At 61.3% G+C, this 21,789-nt stretch carries 23 protein-coding genes; 19 read left to right on the top strand and 4 right to left on the bottom strand.

Going from position 1 to position 21,789, the window contains the following annotated elements; translation table 11 throughout:
• Positions 1–10: 10 nt before the first annotated feature.
• The gene (gene rpmE / locus CKW11_RS14185) at positions 11–226 is read right to left on the bottom strand and encodes a 50S ribosomal protein L31 (protein ID WP_007968345.1); all 216 of its coding nucleotides are present in this window, start codon (positions 224–226) and stop codon (positions 11–13) included.
• A gap of 286 nt (positions 227–512) precedes the next feature.
• Here rpmE and CKW11_RS14180 point away from each other — a divergent pair, with 286 nt between their 5' ends.
• From CKW11_RS14180 to CKW11_RS14135, 10 genes are all read left to right on the top strand, one after another.
• Complete coding sequence (locus CKW11_RS14180; protein ID WP_095138003.1) at positions 513–2,732, top strand: primosomal protein N'; 2,220 nt, start codon at positions 513–515, stop codon at positions 2,730–2,732.
• A gap of 230 nt (positions 2,733–2,962) precedes the next feature.
• Positions 2,963–4,699: an arginine--tRNA ligase gene (gene argS / locus CKW11_RS14175; RefSeq protein WP_095138002.1), complete on the top strand. Its 1,737-nt coding sequence runs from the start codon at positions 2,963–2,965 to the stop codon at positions 4,697–4,699.
• A 1-nt stretch (position 4,700) separates the two neighbouring features.
• Complete coding sequence (locus tag CKW11_RS14170; protein ID WP_095138001.1) at positions 4,701–5,408, top strand: SPOR domain-containing protein; 708 nt, start codon at positions 4,701–4,703, stop codon at positions 5,406–5,408.
• Between the two features lie 220 nt (positions 5,409–5,628).
• On the top strand, positions 5,629–6,159 hold the full coding sequence (gene hslV, locus CKW11_RS14165) for an ATP-dependent protease subunit HslV (RefSeq protein WP_007968352.1): 531 nt from the start codon (positions 5,629–5,631) through the stop codon (positions 6,157–6,159).
• A 55-nt stretch (positions 6,160–6,214) separates the two neighbouring features.
• Positions 6,215–7,552 (top strand): ATP-dependent protease ATPase subunit HslU, encoded by a 1,338-nt coding sequence (gene hslU / locus CKW11_RS14160; protein WP_007968354.1) that lies wholly within the window; start codon positions 6,215–6,217, stop codon positions 7,550–7,552.
• Between the two features lie 153 nt (positions 7,553–7,705).
• The gene (locus tag CKW11_RS14155) at positions 7,706–8,083 is read left to right on the top strand and encodes a gamma-butyrobetaine hydroxylase-like domain-containing protein (RefSeq protein ID WP_095138000.1); all 378 of its coding nucleotides are present in this window, start codon (positions 7,706–7,708) and stop codon (positions 8,081–8,083) included.
• Between the two features lie 257 nt (positions 8,084–8,340).
• The gene (gene phaC / locus CKW11_RS14150) at positions 8,341–10,020 is read left to right on the top strand and encodes a class II poly(R)-hydroxyalkanoic acid synthase (RefSeq protein ID WP_095137999.1); all 1,680 of its coding nucleotides are present in this window, start codon (positions 8,341–8,343) and stop codon (positions 10,018–10,020) included.
• Between the two features lie 153 nt (positions 10,021–10,173).
• On the top strand, positions 10,174–11,028 hold the full coding sequence (gene phaZ, locus CKW11_RS14145; RefSeq protein ID WP_027611303.1) for a poly(3-hydroxyalkanoate) depolymerase: 855 nt from the start codon (positions 10,174–10,176) through the stop codon (positions 11,026–11,028).
• A 139-nt stretch (positions 11,029–11,167) separates the two neighbouring features.
• Complete coding sequence (gene phaC, locus CKW11_RS14140) at positions 11,168–12,850, top strand: class II poly(R)-hydroxyalkanoic acid synthase (RefSeq protein WP_095137998.1); 1,683 nt, start codon at positions 11,168–11,170, stop codon at positions 12,848–12,850.
• Positions 12,851–12,880: 30 nt separating this feature from the next.
• On the top strand, positions 12,881–13,501 hold the full coding sequence (locus CKW11_RS14135) for a TetR/AcrR family transcriptional regulator (RefSeq protein ID WP_095137997.1): 621 nt from the start codon (positions 12,881–12,883) through the stop codon (positions 13,499–13,501).
• A 198-nt stretch (positions 13,502–13,699) separates the two neighbouring features.
• Here the strand turns inward: CKW11_RS14135 and CKW11_RS14130 are convergent, their stop codons facing one another.
• The 3 genes from CKW11_RS14130 to CKW11_RS14120 form a co-directional block, all read right to left on the bottom strand.
• Complete coding sequence (locus CKW11_RS14130) at positions 13,700–14,620, bottom strand: phasin family protein (RefSeq protein WP_095137996.1); 921 nt, start codon at positions 14,618–14,620, stop codon at positions 13,700–13,702.
• 10 nt (positions 14,621–14,630) lie between these two features.
• The gene (locus CKW11_RS14125) at positions 14,631–15,053 is read right to left on the bottom strand and encodes a phasin family protein (protein WP_095137995.1); all 423 of its coding nucleotides are present in this window, start codon (positions 15,051–15,053) and stop codon (positions 14,631–14,633) included.
• A gap of 205 nt (positions 15,054–15,258) precedes the next feature.
• Positions 15,259–15,534 (bottom strand): polyhydroxyalkanoic acid system family protein, encoded by a 276-nt coding sequence (locus CKW11_RS14120; RefSeq protein ID WP_003220859.1) that lies wholly within the window; start codon positions 15,532–15,534, stop codon positions 15,259–15,261.
• Between the two features lie 154 nt (positions 15,535–15,688).
• On the opposite strand from CKW11_RS14120, the gene ubiE reads away from it, so the two are divergent.
• The 9 genes from ubiE (at position 15,689) to CKW11_RS14075 (ending at position 21,758) form a co-directional block, all read left to right on the top strand.
• Entirely contained in the window at positions 15,689–16,459 is a 771-nt protein-coding gene (ubiE, locus tag CKW11_RS14115; RefSeq protein ID WP_007961779.1) for a bifunctional demethylmenaquinone methyltransferase/2-methoxy-6-polyprenyl-1,4-benzoquinol methylase UbiE, read from the top strand.
• Positions 16,459–17,082 (top strand): SCP2 domain-containing protein, encoded by a 624-nt coding sequence (locus CKW11_RS14110; RefSeq protein WP_095137994.1) that lies wholly within the window; start codon positions 16,459–16,461, stop codon positions 17,080–17,082. Before ubiE ends, CKW11_RS14110 begins: the two co-directional genes overlap by 1 nt.
• Positions 17,079–18,683, top strand: coding sequence for a ubiquinone biosynthesis regulatory protein kinase UbiB (ubiB, locus tag CKW11_RS14105; RefSeq protein WP_095137993.1), 1,605 nt, complete (start codon positions 17,079–17,081; stop codon positions 18,681–18,683). The genes CKW11_RS14110 and ubiB overlap by 4 nt, the downstream gene beginning before the upstream one ends.
• A gap of 80 nt (positions 18,684–18,763) precedes the next feature.
• A complete protein-coding gene (gene hisI / locus CKW11_RS14100; RefSeq protein ID WP_003220851.1) occupies positions 18,764–19,165 on the top strand; it encodes a phosphoribosyl-AMP cyclohydrolase in 402 nt (133 codons plus the stop codon).
• Positions 19,158–19,490 (top strand): phosphoribosyl-ATP diphosphatase, encoded by a 333-nt coding sequence (locus CKW11_RS14095; RefSeq protein ID WP_007909355.1) that lies wholly within the window; start codon positions 19,158–19,160, stop codon positions 19,488–19,490. The genes hisI and CKW11_RS14095 overlap by 8 nt, the downstream gene beginning before the upstream one ends.
• Positions 19,491–19,515: 25 nt before the next feature.
• Complete coding sequence (locus tag CKW11_RS14090) at positions 19,516–19,797, top strand: twin-arginine translocase TatA/TatE family subunit (protein ID WP_003220847.1); 282 nt, start codon at positions 19,516–19,518, stop codon at positions 19,795–19,797.
• Between the two features lie 10 nt (positions 19,798–19,807).
• Positions 19,808–20,266 carry a Sec-independent protein translocase protein TatB gene (gene tatB, locus CKW11_RS14085; RefSeq protein ID WP_095137992.1) on the top strand — a complete coding sequence of 153 codons (459 nt, stop codon included), beginning with the start codon at positions 19,808–19,810 and terminating at the stop codon, positions 20,264–20,266.
• Complete coding sequence (gene tatC / locus CKW11_RS14080) at positions 20,263–21,054, top strand: twin-arginine translocase subunit TatC (RefSeq protein WP_095137991.1); 792 nt, start codon at positions 20,263–20,265, stop codon at positions 21,052–21,054. Before tatB ends, tatC begins: the two co-directional genes overlap by 4 nt.
• Positions 21,051–21,758 carry a 16S rRNA (uracil(1498)-N(3))-methyltransferase gene (locus tag CKW11_RS14075; RefSeq protein ID WP_095137990.1) on the top strand — a complete coding sequence of 236 codons (708 nt, stop codon included), beginning with the start codon at positions 21,051–21,053 and terminating at the stop codon, positions 21,756–21,758. The genes tatC and CKW11_RS14075 overlap by 4 nt, the downstream gene beginning before the upstream one ends.
• The last annotated feature ends 31 nt before the right edge of the window (positions 21,759–21,789 follow it).

The raw sequence follows: 21,789 nt of genomic DNA, 5'->3' as shown, positions 1-21,789 counted from the left end.
ATGACCAATCTTACTTCTTGGCGCCGAAGGCACCGAAACGGTCGGCGAACTTCTGAACGCGACCACCGGTGTCCAGAGTCTTCTGCTTACCGGTGTAGAACGGGTGGCACTCGTTGCAAACGTCGATCGCCAGGGCCTTGCCGAAGGTCGAACGGGTTTCGAACTTGTTGCCGCAGCTGCAGGTTACTGCAACTTCTGGGTAATTCGGGTGGATATCAGCTTTCATGATGTCTTCCTCAGCTAGCGTGCCGCCACCCAACACTATTGTTGAATACCGCACGTAATTAGGCCGCGGATTCTACCAGACAATGTCAATCGCGCAAGCTGTCCCTGAGACCGACCGTCTGCTAGGCTCCCGGGCTTGAACGCACTCCCCTGTGGGAGCGAGCTTGCTCGCGAATGCGGTGTGCCAGGTGATGACTTCGTGCCTGAAACACCGCGTTCGCGAGCAAGCTCGCTCCCACAATTGATCTGCGCCAAGCCTCCTTTTGTGTTGATAGAGATCCCCCCGCGTGCCCGACGCCATTCTGCGCCTCGCCCTGCCTTCGCCCCTGCGCCGCCTGTTCGACTATCGGGCGCCGGCCGGGGTGTTGCGTGCCCAGTTGCAGCCGGGCATGCGCCTGCGGGTGCCGTTCGGGCGACGGGAAATGATCGGGATTCTGGTCGAGATCACCGACACCAGCGACGTGCCGCTGGAAAAACTCAAGCCGGCGCTGGCCCTGCTCGATGTCGAACCGCCGTTGCCGCCCGCACTGTTCAAGCTGTGCCTGTGGACGTCGCAGTATTACCAGCACAGCCTCGGCGACACTTTGAGCTGGGCGCTGCCGGTGCTGCTGCGTCAGGGCGAACTGGCCGAGGCGCGCCAGGAGCGCTTCTGGTCAGTTGCCCCCGGCGCCAGCCTCGATGATCCGCGCGTCGCCCGCGCCCCGCGCCAGCGTGAAGCACTGGCGACACTGGCGCAGCACCCGCACGGCGTCGCCCATCAGTTGTTGAGCAAGCTGATGCTGAGCAAGGACAGCCTCGACCTGCTGCTGGCCAAGGGCCTGGTACAAGTGGAAATCCGCCGGCACGCCCCCGGCGTGCGCCATGAACACTGGTTGGCGCAACCGGAGTTGCCGCTGAACACCGAACAACGCGCCGCTTACGAAGCGATCCGCGCCGGGTTCGACAGTTATCACGCGTTTCTGCTGGCCGGGGTCACGGGCAGCGGCAAGACCGAAGTCTATCTACAGCTGATCCGCGAAACCCTCGAGGCGGGCAAACAGGCCCTGGTGCTGATCCCGGAGATCAACCTCGGCCCGCAGACCCTGGTGCGTTTCGAGCAACGCTTCAATGCGCGTATCGCCCTGCTGCATTCGGCGGTCAACGACCGTGAGCGCCTCGACGCCTGGCTCGCTGCCCGCGACGGCGAGGCCGACATTATTATCGGCACCCGCTCGGCGCTGTTCACCCCGATGAAGAACCCGGGGCTGATCATCATCGACGAAGAGCACGACGGCTCCTATAAACAGCAGGAAGGCCTGCGCTACCACGCCCGGGATCTGGCGCTGGTGCGCGCGCGACAGGAAAACATCCCGATCGTCCTCGGCTCCGCCACGCCGTCGCTGGAAAGCCTGCACAACGCCTACACCGGTCGCTATGGCCTGCTGCGCCTCAACGAGCGGGCCGGCGGCGCCAAACAACCACGATTCCTGCGCCTGGACGTAAAAAGCCGTCCGCTGGACAGCGGCATTTCCGGGCCGATGCAACAAGCCATCGGCCAGACCCTCGCGGCGGGCCAGCAGGTGCTGGTATTCCTCAACCGGCGCGGCTTTGCGCCGACGTTGCTGTGCCACGATTGCGGCTGGATGTCCGAGTGCTCGCGCTGCGATGCGCGAATGACCGTGCACCAGCGCTACGGCGAACTGCGCTGCCACCACTGTGGCAACGTCGAGCGCACGCCGCGCCAGTGTCCCAAGTGCAACAAAGTCGATTTGCGACCGGTCGGCGCCGGCACCGAGCGCGCCGAGGAACGCCTGGCGATTCTGTTCCCGGACTACCCGGTACTGCGCGTCGACCGCGACAGCACCTCGCGCAAGGACGCGATGAATCAACTGTTCGCGACGATTCAGAAGGGTCAGCCGTGCATTCTGGTCGGCACCCAGATGTTGGCCAAGGGTCACCATTTTCCTCGCGTGACACTGGTGTCGATTCTGGATGCTGACGGCGGCCTGTTCTCCGGCGACTTCCGCGCCAGCGAACGGATGGCGCAATTGATCGTACAAGTCGCCGGCCGTGCCGGGCGGGCGGAAGAGCCGGGCAAAGTGATCATCCAGACCCACCTGGCAGACCATCCTTTGTTGGTGCAACTGACCGAGCAGGGCTACTTCGCCTTTGCCGAGCAGGCCTTGAGCGAGCGCCGTGCCGCCGGACTGCCGCCGTTTTCACACTTGGCGCTGTTGCGTGCCGAAGCGCACAAACCGGGGCAGGCCGAAGGTTTTCTCGATGAGGCATGCAGCGCGGCCGAGCGCTTGCTGGTCGAGCAGAATCTGAGCGGCATCGAACTGCTCGGGCCGGTGCCGGCGCCGATGGAGCGCCGTGCCGGGCGCTATCGTGCACAGTTGTTGGTGCAGGCGGCCGCGCGGGCACCGCTGCATCGGTTGCTCGCCAACTGGTTGCTGGAGCTGGAGCAGATGCCGAGCGGGCGGGCGGTGCGCTGGTCGCTGGATGTCGATCCCGTGGATCTGTATTGATCTGAAAATCGCCTTCGCGAGCAAGCCCGCTCCCACAGGGTATGAGCCAGACAAATGAACGCCGCTGATCCATTGTGGGAGCGGGCTTGCTCGCGAAGAGGCCCGAATTGTCACCACATATCCATAAGCTGCCTGCTAAGGTTGGCAAGCCCGTCTTCGCAACGGATAATGCCCAGTTTTTCCACCCGCGCATCGATGCGCCGCCGCGCTTGCGGTCGAAAGAGAAGACCATGAAAGACACCATTCGCCAGCTGATCCAACAAGCCCTCACCCAACTCGTCAACGAAGGTGTGTTGCCTGAAGGCCTGTCGCCGGCGATTCAGGTGGAGAACGCCCGTGACAAGACCCACGGCGACTTCGCCAGCAACATCGCCATGATGCTGGCCAAGCCTGCGGGCATGAAGCCGCGCGATCTGGCGGAGAAAATCATCGCTGCGCTGCCGGCCGACGAGAACGTCACCAAGGCCGAAATCGCCGGTCCAGGCTTCATCAATTTCTTCCAGAACACCCAGGCCCTCGCCTCGCGCCTCGACGCCGCTCTGGCTGACGCGCATGTTGGCGTGCGCAAGGCCGGCCCGGCGCAGCGCACCGTGGTCGACCTGTCGGCACCGAACCTGGCCAAAGAGATGCACGTCGGCCACTTGCGCTCGACCATCATCGGCGACGGCGTGGCCCGCGTTCTCGAATTCCTCGGCGACGAAGTGATCCGCCAGAACCACGTGGGCGACTGGGGCACCCAGTTCGGCATGTTGATGGCGTATCTGCAGGAAAACCCGATCACCAGCGACGAGCTGTCCGACCTGGAAAACTTCTACCGCGCCGCCAAGCAGCGTTTCGACGAATCCGAAGAGTTCGCCGACCGCGCCCGTGGTCTGGTGGTCAAGCTGCAGGCCGGCGATGCCGAGTGCCTGGCGCTGTGGACCAAGTTCAAGGACATCTCGCTGTCGCACTGCCAGAAAATCTACGAACTGCTCAACGTCAAACTGACCATGGCCGACGTGATGGGCGAAAGCGCCTACAACGACGACCTGATCAACGTGGTCAACGACCTGAAAGCCGCTGGCATGCTGGTCGAGAGCAACGGCGCCCAGTGCGTGTTCCTCGACGAGTTCAAGAACGCCGACGGCGATCCGCTGCCAGTGATCATCGTCAAGGCTGACGGCGGTTACCTGTACGCCACCACTGACCTGGCGGCCGTGCGCTACCGCAGCGGCAAGCTCAAGGCTGACCGCGCACTGTACTTCGTCGACCAGCGTCAGGCCCTGCACTTCCAGCAAGTGTTCGCCGTGGCACGCAAGGCCGGTTTCGTGACCCATCCGATGGAAATGGAGCACATGGGCTTCGGCACCATGAACGGCGCCGACGGCCGTCCGTTCAAGACCCGTGACGGCGGCACCGTGAAGCTGATCGACCTGCTGACCGAAGCGCAGGAACGTGCCTATAACCTGGTCAAAGAGAAGAACCCGACACTGGCCGAAGACGAACTGCGCAACATCGCCAAGGTTGTCGGCATCGGTGCGGTGAAATACGCCGACCTGTCCAAGCACCGCACCAGCGACTACAGCTTCAACTTCGACCTGATGCTGAATTTCGAAGGCAACACCGCGCCATACCTGCTGTACGCCTACACCCGTGTGGCCGGTGTGTTCCGCAAACTGGGCAAGGACTTCAGCGAAGTCGACGGCCAGATCGTCCTCGAAGCCGAGCACGAGCAAGAGCTGGCGGCGAAGCTGGCGCAGTTCGGCGAAGTGCTGAACAACGTCGCGGAAAAAGGCACGCCGCACATCCTCTGCACCTATCTGTATGACGTCGCCGGTCTGTTCTCCAGCTTCTACGAGAACTGCCCGATCCTCGCCGCCGAAACGCCGGCCCAGATGCAGAGCCGTCTGCGTCTGGCCGCGCTGACCGGTCGTACTCTCAAGCAAGGCCTGGAGCTGCTGGGCCTGGAAACTCTGGAGCGCATGTAAGTTGGCTGCCAAGAAAAAACCTGCACCCAAGCGTGGCGCCAGCCGTTACCAAGCTCCTGCAAAGCAACCGATCCCGGGCTGGCTGTGGATGGCCATCGGCCTGACGGTCGGTGCGTTCATCGTGTTCCTGATGAAACTGGAGCCGGGCAAGGGCAGCGACACGGTCAAGCGCGAGAAAATCGAGCAGGCGCAACAGCAGAAAGCGTCGAAGATCGCTGAGGCCAACAAGACTCCGCCGAGCCCGACGCAACCGGTGAAGCCGAAGTACGACTTCTACACGCTGCTGCCGGAATCGGAAGTGATCGTGCCGCCGGATGCCGTGCCGGAGAAAACCCTGCCGACGCCACAAGTGCCGACCACGCCGGTCACACCGGCGGAAGCGGCGAAGATCGACACCGCGCGGGCGCAGGCTGCGCTGTCGGGCATTACCCCGCCACCCGCGCCGCCGGTGGCGAAAGCGGCGCCGGTGACCAAGTTCTTCCTCCAGGCCGGATCCTTCCGCAAAGAGGCGGATGCGGACAAGGTGCGGGCGCAGATCATCCTGCTGGGCCAGGCCGTTTCGGTTGAGTCGGGCACGGTGAAGGATGAAACCTGGTACCGCGTATTGGTCGGCCCGTTCAGCAATCGCGAGCAACTGACCACCGCACAGAAACAACTGGCCGGCAGCGGCTTCAGCAACCTGTTGTTACAACAACGCCAGAGCCGCTGATTCAGCTTCCACAGGCAACACCAATCCCCTGTAGGAGCTGCCGCAGGCTGCGATCTTTTGATTTTGTTTCAAGATCAAGATCAAAAGATCGCAGCCTTCGGCAGCTCCTACAGTGGGTCACCGCTCGTCTCCTCTCTCCGCCCCCGGTTGAAATCCTCTCCAGCACCCCCATATGAATGGGCATAAGGCATTTTCGCCCCGCTGCGTGGAGACTCTTCCCTTGACCACCATCGTTTCAGTCCGCCGCCACGGCAAAGTCGTCATGGGCGGCGACGGCCAGGTTTCTCTCGGCAACACCGTGATGAAAGGCAACGCCAAAAAGGTGCGTCGTCTGTACCACGGCCAGGTCATCGCCGGTTTCGCCGGTGCCACCGCCGACGCCTTCACTCTGTTCGAACGTTTCGAAGGCCAACTTGAGAAACATCAGGGCCACCTGATCCGCGCCGCTGTCGAACTCGCCAAAGAATGGCGCACCGACCGCTCCCTGAGCCGCCTCGAAGCCATGCTCGCGGTCGCCAACAAGGACGCCTCGCTGATCATCACCGGCAACGGTGACGTGGTCGAACCCGAAGACGGCCTGATCGCCATGGGCTCCGGCGGCGCCTACGCGCAAGCTGCGGCCAGCGCGCTGTTGAAAAAGACCGACCTGTCGGCCCGTGAGATCGTCGAAACCGCCCTCGGTATTGCCGGCGACATCTGTGTATTCACCAACCACACCCAGACCATTGAGGAGCAGGATCTCGCTGAATAAGCCTGACGCGGCCTAAGTGCCACGGCTTGTTTCTGCTTGAGGACCGTCAATTACTATGTCCATGACTCCCCGCGAAATCGTCCACGAACTCAACCGCCATATCATCGGCCAGGACGATGCCAAGCGCGCCGTCGCGATTGCCCTGCGCAACCGCTGGCGCCGCATGCAGCTGCCTGAAGAGCTGCGTGTTGAAGTGACCCCGAAAAACATCCTGATGATCGGCCCGACCGGTGTCGGTAAAACCGAGATCGCCCGTCGTCTGGCGAAACTGGCCAACGCGCCGTTCATCAAGGTCGAAGCAACCAAATTCACCGAAGTCGGCTACGTTGGCCGTGACGTCGAATCGATCATCCGTGATCTGGCCGACGCCGCGATCAAGATGCTCCGCGAGCAGGAAATGACCCGCGTGCGCCACCGTGCCGAAGACGCTGCCGAGGACCGTATCCTCGACGCACTGCTGCCACCGGCACGCATGGGCTTCAGCAATGAAGAGGCACCGAGCAGCGATTCCAACACCCGTCAGTTGTTCCGCAAACGCCTGCGCGAAGGTCAGCTGGACGACAAGGAAATCGAGATCGAAGTCGCCGAAGTGGCCGGCATCGAGATCGCTACGCCACCTGGCATGGAAGAGATGACCAGCCAGTTGCAGAACCTGTTCGCCAACATGGGCAAGGGCAAGAAGAAAGCGCGCAAGCTCAAGGTCAAAGAAGCGCTGAAACTGGTGCGCGACGAAGAGGCCGGGCGCCTGGTCAACGAAGAAGAGCTGAAGGCCAAGGCCCTGGAAGCGGTCGAGCAACACGGCATCGTGTTCATCGACGAAATCGACAAGGTCGCCAAGCGCGGTAATGTCGGCGGCGCCGATGTCTCCCGTGAAGGCGTACAGCGCGACCTGCTGCCGCTGATCGAGGGCTGCACCGTCAACACCAAGCTTGGCATGGTCAAGACCGACCACATCCTGTTCATCGCCTCCGGTGCGTTCCACCTGAGCAAGCCGAGCGATCTGGTGCCTGAGCTGCAAGGCCGTCTGCCGATCCGCGTCGAACTCAAAGCCCTGAGCCCGGAAGACTTCGAGCGCATCCTCAGCGAGCCGCACGCTTCGCTCACCGAGCAATATTGCGCGCTGCTGAAAACCGAAGGCCTGAACATCCAGTTCCAGCCGGAAGGCATCAAGCGTCTGGCGGAGATCGCCTGGCAGGTCAACGAGAAAACCGAGAACATCGGTGCCCGTCGTCTGCACACGCTGCTTGAGCGTCTGCTGGAAGAGGTGTCGTTCAGTGCCGGCGACCTGGCCAGCGCACATGACGACAAGCCGATCCTGATCGACGCTGCATACGTCAACAGCCATCTGGGCGAATTGGCGCAGAACGAAGACCTGTCCCGTTATATCCTGTAAGCCATACTTACAGCGGTAGCGGACCCTGTGGGAGCGGGCTTGCTCGCGAAGAGGCCGTGCCAGTCGACACCAATGTTGGCTGACACACCGCATTCGCGAGCAAGCCCGCTCCCACATTTGAATCAGGGTCGCCCACACAACGGACGCCAGACCATGACCTCAATCCCCACCGACATCAAACTGCACAAAGCCTCGAAAACCCTGACGCTCAAATACGCGTCCGGCGAGGAGTACACCCTGCCCGCCGAATTTCTGCGCGTGCATTCCCCTTCCGCCGAGGTCCAGGGCCACGGCAAACCGATCCTGCAATTCGGCAAGCTCAATGTCGGCCTCAGCGGCCTGGAACCGGCCGGTCAGTACGCACTGAAACTGACCTTCGATGACGGCCACGACAGCGGCTTGTTCACCTGGGATTATCTCTACGAGCTGGGGCGACGTCATGACGTACTCTGGGCCGATTATCTGGCCGAGCTCAAAGCGGCCGGGAAAACCCGCGATCCGGACGAGTCAATCGTCAAGCTGATGCTCTAGTCCGAGACTCTTGCTCTTTAGAGGGCATTTTCTAAATTCATCTGTTTGAATGCTCTGCTGTGTGGCCGAGGATCGGCCTGCTTGCGAAAAAAATTAAACTCGGGTAACCAATGGAGCTGGCAAGTTCCCTGCAGTGCTCTACGACTGTAAAGCAGCTATGCAGAATTAACGGTCACCCGAGCAGTAGTACCTGGCATTCGCTGTGGAACTGCACAGCAGAAACCGGGTACTCGTCTCAGGACAATGGAGCGTCGTAGATGAGTAACAAGAATAACGATGACCTGAAGTACCAAGCCTCGGAAAACACCCTGGGGCTTAATCCCGTCGTTGGGCTGCGCGGAAAGGATCTGCTGGCCTCTGCTCGAATGGTGCTGACCCAGGCCATCAAACAACCGATCCATAGCGTCAAGCACGTGACCCATTTCGGTCTTGAACTGAAGAACGTGCTGTTCGGCAAATCGGAACTGCAACCGGCCAGCGATGACCGTCGCTTCGCTGATCCGGCGTGGAGTCAGAACCCGCTCTACAAACGTTATCTGCAAACTTATCTGGCGTGGCGCAAGGAGCTCCACTCCTGGATCGACGACAGCAGCCTGTCACCCAAAGACATCGCACGCGGCCACTTCGTGATCAACCTGATGACCGAAGCCATGGCCCCGACCAACACCGCAGCCAATCCGGCAGCGGTCAAACGCTTCTTCGAGACCGGCGGCAAGAGCCTGCTCGATGGCCTCTCGCATCTGGCCAAGGATCTGGTGCACAACGGCGGTATGCCGAGCCAGGTCAACATGGGCGCGTTCGAGGTCGGCAAGAGCCTTGGCGTGACCGAAGGCGCGGTGGTGTTTCGCAACGACGTGCTGGAGCTGATCCAGTACAGGCCGATCACCGAGCAGGTACACGAACGCCCATTGCTCGTGGTGCCGCCACAGATCAACAAGTTCTACGTATTCGACCTGAGCCCGGACAAGAGTCTGGCGCGCTTCTGCCTACGCAATAACGTGCAGACCTTCATCGTCAGCTGGCGTAACCCGACCAAGGCCCAGCGCGAGTGGGGCCTGTCGACCTACATCGATGCGCTCAAGGAAGCGGTCGACGTGGTCACGGCCATCACCGGCAGCAAAGACGTGAACATGCTCGGCGCCTGCTCCGGCGGTATCACCTGCACCGCGCTGCTCGGCCACTACGCCGCCCTCGGACAGAACAAGGTCAACGCCCTGACCCTGCTGGTCAGCGTGCTCGACACCACCCTGGACAGCGACGTCGCCCTGTTCGTCGACGAACAGACGCTGGAGACCGCCAAGCGCCATTCGTATCAGGCCGGCGTGCTCGAAGGCAAAGACATGGCCAAGGTCTTCGCGTGGATGCGCCCCAACGACCTGATCTGGAACTACTGGGTCAACAACTACCTGCTCGGTAACGAGCCGCCGGTGTTCGACATCCTGTTCTGGAACAACGACACGACCCGGTTGCCGGCAGCGTTTCACGGCGACCTGATCGAGATGTTCAAAAACAACCCACTGATCCGCCCCAATGCACTGGAAGTGTGCGGCACGCCGATCGACCTCAAGCAGGTCACCGCCGACATCTTCTCGCTGGCCGGCACCAACGACCACATCACCCCGTGGAAGTCCTGCTACAAGTCGGCGCAGCTGTTTGGTGGCAAGGTCGAGTTCGTGCTGTCGAGCAGCGGGCACATCCAGAGCATCCTGAACCCGCCGGGCAACCCGAAATCGCGCTACATGACCAGCGAAGGCATGGCCGCCAATGCCGACGAATGGCAAGAGAACTCGACCAAGCACACTGATTCCTGGTGGCTGTACTGGCAGGCGTGGCAGGCCGAACGCTCGGGCAATCTGAAAAAGGCGCCGACCAAACTCGGCAACAAGGCTTACGCGCCAGGTGAAGCATCGCCGGGCACATATGTTCACGAGCGGTAACTGACACACCTCATCCCCCTGTGGGAGCGGGCTTGCTCGCGAAAGCGGTTGATCAGCCAACAACATTGGCGACTGACACGACGCCTTCGCGAGCAAGCCCGCTCCCACAAGGGATTGGAGGTGATATTGAGATTGACCCACAGGGCCTGAAGCATGCCGCAACCGTTCATTTTCCGTACCGTCGATCTGGATGGGCAGACCCTCCGCACCGCGGTACGCCCCGGCAAGCCTCATTTGACGCCCTTGCTGATTTTCAACGGCATCGGCGCCAACCTGGAGCTGGTGTTTCCGTTTGTCGCGGCGCTGGACCCGGATCTGGAAGTGATCGCCTTCGACGTGCCCGGTGTCGGCGGCTCGTCGACGCCCAACCGGCCGTATCGCTTTCCCGGGTTGGCGAAGCTGACGGCGCGGATGCTCGATTACCTCGACTACGGTCAGGTCAATGTGATCGGCGTGTCCTGGGGCGGTGCGCTGGCGCAGCAATTCGCCCACGACTACCCCGAACGCTGCAAGAAACTGGTGCTGGCGGCGACTGCGGCCGGCGCCTTCATGGTGCCGGGCAAGCCGAAAGTGCTGTGGATGATGGCCAGCCCGCGGCGCTACATCCAGCCGTCCCACGTGATCCGCATTGCGCCGTTGATTTACGGCGGCTCGTTCCGCCGCGACCCGACGCTGGCTGCCAGCCATGCGGCGAAAGTGCGTTCGGCGGGCAAGCTCGGTTACTACTGGCAGTTGTTCGCCGGCCTCGGCTGGACCAGCATTCACTGGCTGCACAAGATCCATCAGCCGACCCTGGTGCTGGCCGGCGACGACGATCCACTGATCCCGCTGATCAACATGCGCATGCTCGCCTGGCGGATTCCCAACGCCCAACTGCACATCATCGACGACGGTCATCTGTTCCTGATCACCCGCGCCGAAGCCGTGGCGCCGATCATCATGAAATTCCTTGAGGAGGAGCGGCAGCGCGCCGTGATGCACCCGCATCCGACCCCGCTGGGCGGATAAATCACGGCGGCAGGCTTTATGCAGGGTTTTGAACAAAGTGCGCGGCAGGACGCCGCGCAGGCAGCAACCCGTAACAGCGACTATGGTGTTCTGGTTCGGTGAGTTTGTTTTTGACCTGAAGACGAAGGAGTGTTGAGTCATGCGCGACAAACCTGCGACGGGCGTAGTGCCCAGTCCCGCCGTGTTCATCAATGCACAAAGTGCAATGACCGGCCTGCGTGGGCGGGACCTGCTCTCGACCTTGCGCAGCGTCGCCGCCCACGGTCTGCGCAACCCGATTCACAGCGCGAAGCACGCCTTGAAACTCGGTGGCCAGCTCGGTCGCGTGCTGCTCGGTGAAACCCTGCACCCGACCAACCCGCAGGACGCGCGGTTCGCCGATCCGGCGTGGAGCCTCAATCCGTTCTACCGGCGCAGCCTGCAGGCGTATCTGGCCTGGCAGAAACAGGTCAAGAGCTGGATCGATGAAAGCAGCATGAGCGAGGATGACCGCGCCCGCGCGCACTTCGCGTTCACCTTGCTCAACGATGCCGTCGCGCCCTCCAACACCTTGCTCAATCCGTTGGCGGTGAAGGAACTGTTCAATTCCGGCGGCCAGAGCCTGGTGCGCGGCCTGAGCCATCTGTTCGATGATCTGCTGCACAACGATGGCCTGCCGCGACAGGTTACCAAGCAGGCGTTCGAGGTCGGCAAGACCGTTGCCACCACCACCGGCGCGGTGGTGTTTCGCAACGAGATGCTCGAGCTGATCCAGTACAAGCCGATGAGCGAAAAGCAGTACGCCAAGCCGCTGCTGGTGGTGCCGCCGCAAATCAACAAGTACTACATTTTCGACCTCAGCCCGCAGAACAGCTTCGTCCAGTACGCGCTGAAGAACGGCCTGCAGACCTTCATGATCAGTTGGCGCAACCCGGACGTGCGCCATCGCGAATGGGGCCTGTCGACCTATGTCGAGGCGGTGGAAGAAGCGATGAACATCTGCCGGGCGATCACCGGCGCGCGCGAGGTCAACTTGATGGGCGCCTGCGCCGGCGGCCTGACCATCGCTGCGCTGCAGGGTCATCTGCAGGCCAAACGGCAACTGCGGCGGATCTCCAGTGCGACCTATCTGGTCAGCCTGCTCGACAGCGAGATCGAGACCCCGACCACCCTGTTCGCCGACGAACAGACCATCGAAGCGGCCAAACGCCGCTCCTATCAGCGAGGCGTGCTCGACGGTCGCGACATGGCCAAGGTGTTTGCCTGGATGCGGCCCAACGATTTGATCTGGAGCTACTTCGTCAATAACTACCTGCTCGGCAAAGAGCCGCCGGCCTTCGACATTCTCTACTGGAACAACGACAACACCCGCCTGCCCGCCGCGTTCCACGGCGACCTGCTGGACTTCTTCAAACACAATCCGCTGACCCACCCAGGCGGGCTGGAAGTCTGCGGTACGCCAATCGACCTGCAGAAAGTCACCGTCGACAGCTTCAGCGTGGCCGGCATGAACGACCACATCACGCCGTGGGACGCGGTGTACCGCTCGACCCTGCTGCTCGGTGGCGAGCGACGTTTCGTACTATCCAACAGCGGTCATGTGCAAAGCATCCTCAACCCGCCGAGCAACCCGAAAGCCAATTACGTCGAGAACGGCAAGCTGAGCAGCGATCCGCGTGCCTGGTACTACGACGCCAAGCGCGTCGACGGCAGTTGGTGGCCGCAGTGGCTGGAGTGGATACAGCAGCGCTCCGGCGCCCAGCGCGAAACCCTGATGACCCTCGGCAATCCGAACTATCCACCGATGGAGGCAGCGCCCGGCACCTACGTGCATGTGCGCTGACGCTTAACCGAACTTTTCTAAGAAGACTGGATGAAAACCCGCGACCGGATTCTCGAATGTGCCCTGCAACTGTTCAACGAAAAGGGTGAGCCCAACGTCTCCACCATGGAAGTTGCCAACGAAATGGGGATCAGCCCCGGCAACCTCTACTACCACTTCCACGGCAAGGAGCCGATGATTCTCGGCCTGTTCGAGCGCTTCCAGAACGAACTGGCGCCGCTGCTCGATCCGCCATCGGATGCCGAACTGGCGCCGGAGGATTACTGGCTGTTTCTGCACCTGATCGTCGAGCGTCTGGCGCAGTACCGGTTTCTGTTCCAGGACCTGTCGAACCTCGCCGGGCGCCTGCCGAAACTGGCCAAGGGCATTCGCAACCTGCTCAACGCGCTCAAGCGCACGCTGGCATCCTTGCTGGCGCGGTTGAAGGCTTCGGGCCAACTGGTCAGTGACACCCAGGCGTTGGGGCAACTGGTGGAACAGATCACCATGACCCTGCTGTTCTCGCTGGACTATCAGCGGATTCTCGATCGCGAAGGCGAGGTCAAGCTGGTGGTGTACCAGATCATGATGCTGGTGGCGCCGCATCTGCTGCCGCCGGTGAAAGTCGCTACTGAACGGATGGCCCTGCAGTATCTCGAAGATCACGACTGAATGGGCTACACATTGCCCCCCCTGTGGGAGCGGGCTTGCTCGCGAAAGCGGTGGCTCAGCCAATATCAATGCTGAATGACACACCGCCTTCGCGAGCAAGCCCGCTCCCACAGGAGAATGGCGTTGTTCCAGCGATTATCTGCATAAACAAAAACGCCCGACCTTCACAGGCCGGGCGTTTTGTTTTGCCCTGAAAAATCAGGACTGACTGGTTGGCGTCGACGGGGTCGATGCAGCAGTCGGGGTAGCTACCGGAGTCGGTGCAGCGGCCGAGTTCGACGCGCTGGCCGGGGTTGCCGGGGTGGCTGGCTTGGCTGCTGCGGGTGCAGCAGGCTTCGGCGCAGCGGCTTTCGGCGCAGCCGGTTTTTTCACTGCCGGTTTTTTCGCCGCAGCCGGTTTGGCCGCTGGCTTGGCAGCCGGTTTGGCGGCAGCGGTTTTCGCTGCTGGCTTGGCTGCTGGCTTCGCCGCGGTTTTAGCGGCAGGCTTCGCAGCTGCCTTGGCGGCTGCAACCGGCTTGGCCGCTGCTTTCGCAGCAGGTTTGGCGGCAGCCGTTTTCGCTACGGATTTAACGGCTGATTTAGCCTTCGCCACCGGTTTCGCAGCCGCTTTGACCAATGGCTTGGCAGCAGTTTTGGTCGCCGGTTTTGCCGCTGCAGTTTTAGCGGCTGGTTTGGCCGCAGCGGTTTTCGCCGCTACCGGACGTGCCTTCTCGCCAGTGAGTTTCTCGATCTGCTTGGTCAGCGTTTCGACCTTGCTGTGCAGCGCTTTGACTTCATTGCGGCTAGGCACACCCAGGCGCGAAATCGCGCTGTTCAGGCGCTTGTCGAAAGCCCCTTCCAGCTCGTCCCACTTGCCCAGTGCGCGATCTTTCACGCCGCTGATGCGCGATTTGGCCGAAGAAGCGGAATCCTTGGCGGCATCGACCTTCTTGCCGACTGCAGACTTGGTGAGCTTCTCGGCTTTCTCGCCGTCTTTGACCAATGTATCGAAGAGCTTGCTGCCGTCAGTGTCGATCTTCGAGTACACGCCTAAACCAGCCAGCCAGATTTTGCGGGAGTAGTCTTCGACTTTCCCAATCCACGAGCTGCCTTCTTTATCGGTGTTCTTTTTACCAGCCATCCCGTTCTCCTTAAGATTTACGCGCGACGCGTTCGAGCAATGCCGTCAGCTCATCGAGCTTAGCAGAGAGTGTCTCAACGTCATGTTTAGACGGAATGCCGATACGATTCAAGGCGCTTGCTACACGGGAGTCGAACGCCTTCTCGACCTTGTCGAGTTGAACTTCGACGCGACCTTTGAACGAGCTGACTTCATCCCTGGCTTCATCGATCTCGGCGTTGGCCGCTTCGAGTTTTTCGGTGACGACTCTTTTGCCTTTCTTTTCAACAGTTTGACCAGCCTTGATCAACTCTTGAAAGTAGTCGCTGCCCTCTTGGCCGACCTTGGTGTAGGCACCCAGGCCTGCCAGCCAGATCTTGCGAGCATAGGATTTGACGTCGCTCAGAGCAGAAGTCGAAGCGTCGATTTTTTTCTTCAGAATGACTTTGGCCATGGTGCACCTCACGCGCAGAAGGTTTGAGGAACTGCCCGCAGATGTGTCGGGCTCAGGCACAAAGTAGGGAGAAAAATTAGAAACGGCACCCTAACAACTGACATAAATGAGGGGTGCCTGAATGAAAAGATCGCAGCCTTCGGCAGCTCCTACAGGAACACACACTCCCATGTAGGAGCTGCCGAAGGCTGCGATCTTTTGATCTTCAGACCAAGGCTTTGTCCAGCGCCTTCTCGATCTCGGCTTTGATCATGCCGCTCATGGCCGACATCATGATGCCCAGTTCCACGTCAACGCGGATCGAATCGTCAGCCACATGCACCGCGCCTTTCACGCCGGAGCGCTTGAGGTTCAGGGTGTCGCCCGACCACTGCGGCTCCAGGCCATATTGATCGGAGAGTTTCTGCGCCAGCTTGTCGGCCTTCTCGCGGGCGGCTTCCTTGCCCAGGCTGTGGGCACGCTCAACACTGATTTTGGCCATCGAATGACTCCTGCTTGATGAATAGGTGACGGTAAATCTTGACCGCGTCTGCGGCAAATCGTCCCGAAGGTCGCCCATCTTACCTTTAGCCATTCCAAGACAAAGCATGGCTTGGGGATTAGAATGTCGCGCATTCTCTTTTGGTGACAGCGATATGACTGATCAGCGCAAAGGCAGCGATGCCGAACCCACCACTCACTTCGGCTTCAAAAACGTTCCGGAAAGCCAGAAAGCGGAAAAAGTCGCTGAGGTGTTTCACTCCGTAGCCGCGAAGTACGACCTGATGAACGACCTTCTGTCGGGCGGCATGCACCGTCTGTGGAAGCGTTTCGCGATCGAACTGTCCGGTGTGCGTGCAGGCAACCGCGTGCTCGACATCGCCGGCGGCACCGGTGACCTGACCAAGAAATTCTCGCACCTGGTTGGCCCGACCGGCCAAGTGGTACTGGCCGACATCAACGAATCGATGCTCAAGGTCGGCCGTGACCGCCTGCTGGATCTGGGTGTGTCGGGCAACGTCGAATTCGTTCAGGCGGACGCGGAAAAACTGCCGTTCCCGGACAACCACTTTGACTGCGTGACCATCGCCTTCGGCCTGCGCAACGTGACGCACAAAGAAGACGCCCTGCGCTCGATGCTGCGCGTGCTCAAGCCCGGCGGCCGCCTGCTGGTGCTGGAATTTTCCAAGCCGACCAACGCACTGATGTCGAAAGCCTACGACGCCTACTCGTTCGCCTTCATGCCGCTAATGGGCAAGCTGATCACCAACGATTCGGAAAGCTATCGCTACCTGGCCGAATCGATCCGCATGCACCCGAATCAGGAAACCCTGAAGTCGATGATGGTCGACGCCGGTTTCGACCGCGTGACCTATCACAACATGACCGCAGGCATCGTCGCCCTGCACCGCGGCATCAAGCCCTGATGTTGCTTACCGGGCTGCTCGCCAGCGTCGAACTCGGCCTCAACCGGGTGCTGCGTCTCGACAGCACGGCGCTGCCGCGGCTGGCGCATCTGACCGGCAAAGTCATTGCCGTCGATTGCCGCAGCCCGGCGCTGCAACTGTTCATCCTGCCCAGCGATGAGGGCCTGATGCTCGCCTCGCAGTGGGAAACCGGCGTCGACTGCACCCTGCGCGCCCCGGCGTCGAGCCTGGTGAAACTGGCCGTGAGCAAAGACAAGACCGCGGTGCTACATGCCCCGGAAGTCGAGCTCGACGGTGACAGCGGCGTGCTGCTGGAACTGGCCGGCGTGCTGCAGGACCTCGAGCTGGACTGGGAGTACGAACTCTCGCGCTGGCTCGGCCCGGTGGCCACGCAACTGATCGGTGGCCATCTGCGCAGCCGTGCACGCTGGTATCAACAAGGATTTGCCAGCCTCAACCAGAATCTCGCCGAATACCTCGCCGAAGAATCGCGCACCCTCGTCGGCCAGCGCGAAGCCGAAGCGCGGTTCAGCGAACTGGACCGGATCAAACTTGATCTGGAACGTCTCGAGGCGCGTTTCGAGCGCCTTTCCCGATCCCTCGACCCAAGCGATAACGCATGAAGCTGCTTGCCGTCCGCCGTCTGTTGCGCATCCAGCGCGTCGTGATCCGCTACCGCCTCGATGATCTGCTGTTCGAGCTGCCGCTGCCCTGGTTCCTCCTGGCGCTGCGCTACGTGCTGCCGTGGCGCTGGTTGCCGCGCAAGCCGCTGGAGCTGAGCCGTGGTGCGCGCCTGCGTCTGGCGTTGCAGGATCTGGGGCCGATCTTCATCAAGTTCGGGCAGATTCTCTCGACCCGCCGCGACCTGCTGCCGGAAGACATCGCCGATGAGCTGATGCTCCTGCAGGACCGCGTGCCGCCGTTCGATTCGCAGCTGTCGATCAAACTGATCGAAGAACAGCTGGGCAAGAAAATCAGCGAAGTGTTCAGCCGTTTCGACGTCGAACCGCTGGCCTCGGCCTCGGTGGCACAGGTACACGCCGCACAACTGAAGACCGGCGAAGAAGTGGTGGTCAAGGTGATCCGCCCGGGCCTGAAACCGGTGATCGCTCAGGATCTGGCGTGGCTGTTCGTCCTCGCCCGCGCCGCCGAAAAGGTCTCCGCCGACGCGCGTTTGCTGCACCCGGTCGACGTGGTGCAGGACTACGAAAAAACCATCTACGACGAGCTCGACCTGCTGCGCGAGGCGGCCAACGCCAGCCAGCTCAAGCGCAACTTCGAAGGCTCGCCGCTGCTCTACGTGCCGCAAGTCTATTGGGACTGGTGCCGGCCGAAAGTGCTGGTGATGGAGCGTATCTACGGGATTCAGGTGACGGACCTGGCGACCCTCGCCGACCAGCGCACCGACATGAAAATGCTCGCCGAACGCGGCGTGGAGATCTTCTTCACCCAGGTGTTCCGCGACAGTTTCTTCCACGCCGACATGCACCCGGGCAACATCTTCGTCAGCACCGTCAACCCGTGGAGCCCGCAGTACATCGCGATCGACTGCGGTATCGTCGGCAGCCTGACCCCGGAAGACCAGGACTACCTGGCGCGCAACCTGTTCGCTTTCTTCAAGCGCGATTACCGCCGTGTGGCGCAGTTGCACATCGATTCGGGCTGGGTGCCGGCGGAAACCAAACTCAACGAATTCGAAGCGGCGATCCGCACCGTATGCGAACCGATCTTCGAAAAACCGTTAAAAGATATTTCATTTGGCCAGGTGCTGATGCGCCTGTTCCAGACTGCGCGGCGCTTCAACATGGAAGTCCAGCCGCAGTTGGTATTGCTGCAAAAGACCCTGCTGAACATCGAAGGCCTTGGCCGTCAGCTGTACCCGGATCTGGATCTGTGGAACACCGCGCAGCCGTTCCTCGAGCGCTGGATGCGCGAGCGCGTCAGCCCCAAAGCCTTGCTCGGCAACGTGCAGAGCCAGTTCGAGCAGCTGCCGCACCTGGCCAACATGGCCCGCGACCTGCTCGAACGCATGTCGCAACCGCACGCCTACGACCCGCCGCCACCGTGGCACAAACGCAAGGACGACTGGTTTCTGCGCCTGCTTGGCAGCGCACATCTGGCCGGCGGCACGATCCTCGCCGCCGGTGGCCCGCTGCACGAACTGGGGCATTGGCCGGCGGGCATCATGGTGGCCGTCGGCTTGTATCTGGTCGTTCGCCGATAGCCAGTTTGCTGATCGGCTGGCACACTGTTTCAACGCCTGAACCTGACTATTGAAGTACGGGTTCGCTGTCGGAGTCGAAGATGAAAAACTGGCTGGACGAGATCAAGTGGGACGCTGACGGCCTGGTGCCGGCGATTGCCCAGGATCACAAGACCGGACGCGTGCTGATGATGGCCTGGATGAACCGCGAAGCGCTGGAACTGACCGCCGCGGAAAACCGTGCAATCTACTGGTCACGTTCCCGTGGCAAGCTGTGGCGCAAGGGCGAAGAGTCCGGCCACGTACAGACCTTGCATGAAATGCGCCTGGACTGCGACGCCGACGTGATCATCCTGATGGTCGAACAGATCGGCGACATCGCTTGCCATACCGGCCGTCAAAGCTGCTTTTACCGCGTCTACGAAAACGGCGACTGGAAAACGGTCGACCCGGTTCTGAAAGACCCGCATGCAATCTACTCCGCAGGACACAAACATGAGTGACACCCTGACCCGCTTGGCCGAAGTGCTCGAAGAGCGCAAAGGCGCAGCTGCCGACAGCTCCTATGTGGCCAGTCTGTATCACAAGGGTTTGAACAAGATTCTGGAGAAAGTCGGCGAAGAGTCGGTCGAAACCATTATTGCCGCCAAGGACGCCGCCATCAGCGGTGACTGCAGCGACGTGATCTACGAGACCGCCGACCTGTGGTTCCACAGCATGGTCATGCTTGCCCAACTGGGGCAGCATCCGCAGGCCGTGCTGGATGAACTGGATCGTCGCTTCGGTCTGTCCGGACACGTCGAGAAAGCCTCGCGTCCGTCCGCCTGAACAATTTTTAGAGAGGAACAGCAACATGGGCATTTTTGACTGGAAACACTGGATCGTCATTCTGGTAGTCGTGGTGCTGGTGTTCGGCACCAAGAAACTGAAAAACCTCGGCACCGACGTTGGCGAGTCGATCAAGGGCTTCCGCAAAGCCATGAACGACGACGAAAAGCCGGCCGCCGATCCGACCGTGACGCCTGCGCAGCCGGTACCACCGGTGCAGCCGCAAGCCACCGCTCAGGCCAACCCGCCGCACACCATCGACGTGCAGGCGCAGAAAGTCGAAGAGCCGATCCGCAAAGACGTGTGAGCACTGACTAATGTTTGGTATCAGCTTCTCTGAACTGCTGCTCGTCGGCCTCGTCGCCCTGCTGGTGCTGGGCCCCGAGCGTCTGCCGGGCGCTGCGCGCACCGCCGGCCTGTGGGTCGGCCGGCTGAAGCGCAGCTTCAACGCGATCAAACAGGAAGTTGAACGTGAAATCGGTGCCGACGAGATTCGTCGGCAACTGCACAACGAGCACATCTTGTCGCTGGAGCAGGAGGCGCGGAAGATTTTCAACCCGGTTCAGCAGGAGCCGACGCCGGTTGAACATGTGGGTCAGCAGACGATTCATGCGCCGACTGCACCCGTCGCGCCTGCTCCGACACCTGCACCTGCTGCCGTTGTAGCGCCGACAGAACCGGCAGCCGTAGAAACCTCGGTTGAACACGATGCGCCAAACGCCGCGCCGATCACACCAGCGCCTCACGACTCCACTCTGCCGCCGCGAGCCCCATGAGCGATCTCCCCGAAAACGACCAGCACATGCCGCTGGTTTCGCACCTCACCGAGTTGCGTACCCGCCTGCTGCGTTGCGTGGCGGCGATCTTCATCATCTTCGCCGGGTTGTTCGCCTTCACCCAGCAGATCTACACCTTCGTCTCGACGCCGCTGCGCCAGTACCTGCCGGTCGGCGCGACGATGATCGCCACTGATGTGTCGTCGCCGTTCCTGACGCCGCTGAAGCTGACGATGATGGTCTCGCTGTTCCTCGCGATCCCGGTGATCCTGCATCAGATCTGGGGCTTCATCGCGCCGGGCCTGTACAAGCATGAGAAGCGCATCGCCGTGCCGCTGCTGGTGTCGAGCATCCTGCTGTTCTACATCGGCATGGCGTTCGCCTATTACTTCGTGTTCCCGCTGATCTTCAAATTCTTCGCCGCCGCCACCCCGGCCGGCGTGGAAATGATGACCGACATCGCCAGCTACCTCGATTTCGTCATGACGCTGTTCTTCGCCTTCGGCGTGGCGTTCGAAATCCCGGTGGCCGTGGTGTTGCTGGTGTGGATCGGCGTGGTCGACGTCGCCTACCTGAAGAAAATCCGCCCGTACGTGATCATCGGCTGCTTCGTGGTCGGCATGATCCTCACGCCGCCGGACATCTTCTCGCAGACCCTGCTGGCGGTACCGATGTGGATGCTGTTTGAAATCGGCATTCTGTTCGGCGGTCTGATCAGCAAGCGCGAACGTCCGGACGAAACGCCGGCCGACGATCACAACGACCAGCCGCCAGCGACCCAGGCATGAACCTGCTGTTGCTCGAAGAGGCCGACTTCATCGCGGCCGACCGCGTCGTGCTGCGTGACCGGCGCCTGACCCACATGCAGGAAGTTCATCGTTCCGAAGTCGGTGACAGCCTGCGCGTGGGGCGGATCAATGGCTTGATGGGCTCCGCTGAGCTGCTGCGCCTTGAGGCCGGTGAAGCCGAGTTGCGTGTCACCCTCGATCAATCACCACCGGCCAAGCTGCCGCTGACTCTGGTACTGGCGCTACCGCGCCCGAAGATGCTGCGTCGGGTGTTCCAGACCGTGGCGACCATGGGCGTGTCGAAGGTGATTCTGGTCAACAGCTACCGCGTCGAGAAGAGCTTCTGGCAGACGCCGTTTCTGGAGCCGGAAGCGATTCGCGACAATTTGATCCTCGGCCTCGAACAGGCCCGCGATACCGTGCTGCCGGACATCATCATCGAGAAGCGCTTCAAACCGTTCGTCGAAGACCGCCTGCCGGCGATCACCGAAGGCACCCTCGGCCTGGTCGGCCATCCCGGCAATTACCCGGCGTGCCCACGAGCACTCAGCGAGCCGGTAACGCTGGCGATCGGCCCCGAAGGTGGCTGGATTCCCTACGAAATCGACCTGCTGGGCAAGTCCGGTCTGCAACCAGTGCAACTGGGCGAACGCATTCTGCGCGTCGAAACCGCCGTCACCGCCCTGCTCGCCCGCCTGTTCTAACCCCAGCAACGTCCCCTTGTAGGAGCTGCCG

The organism is Pseudomonas sp. Irchel s3a10, assembly GCF_900187525.1.
Lineage (GTDB): Bacteria > Pseudomonadota > Gammaproteobacteria > Pseudomonadales > Pseudomonadaceae > Aquipseudomonas > Aquipseudomonas koreensis_G.
Note: the sequence above shows the minus strand (reverse complement) of the source record. Positions and strands in the feature narration are given on the sequence as shown.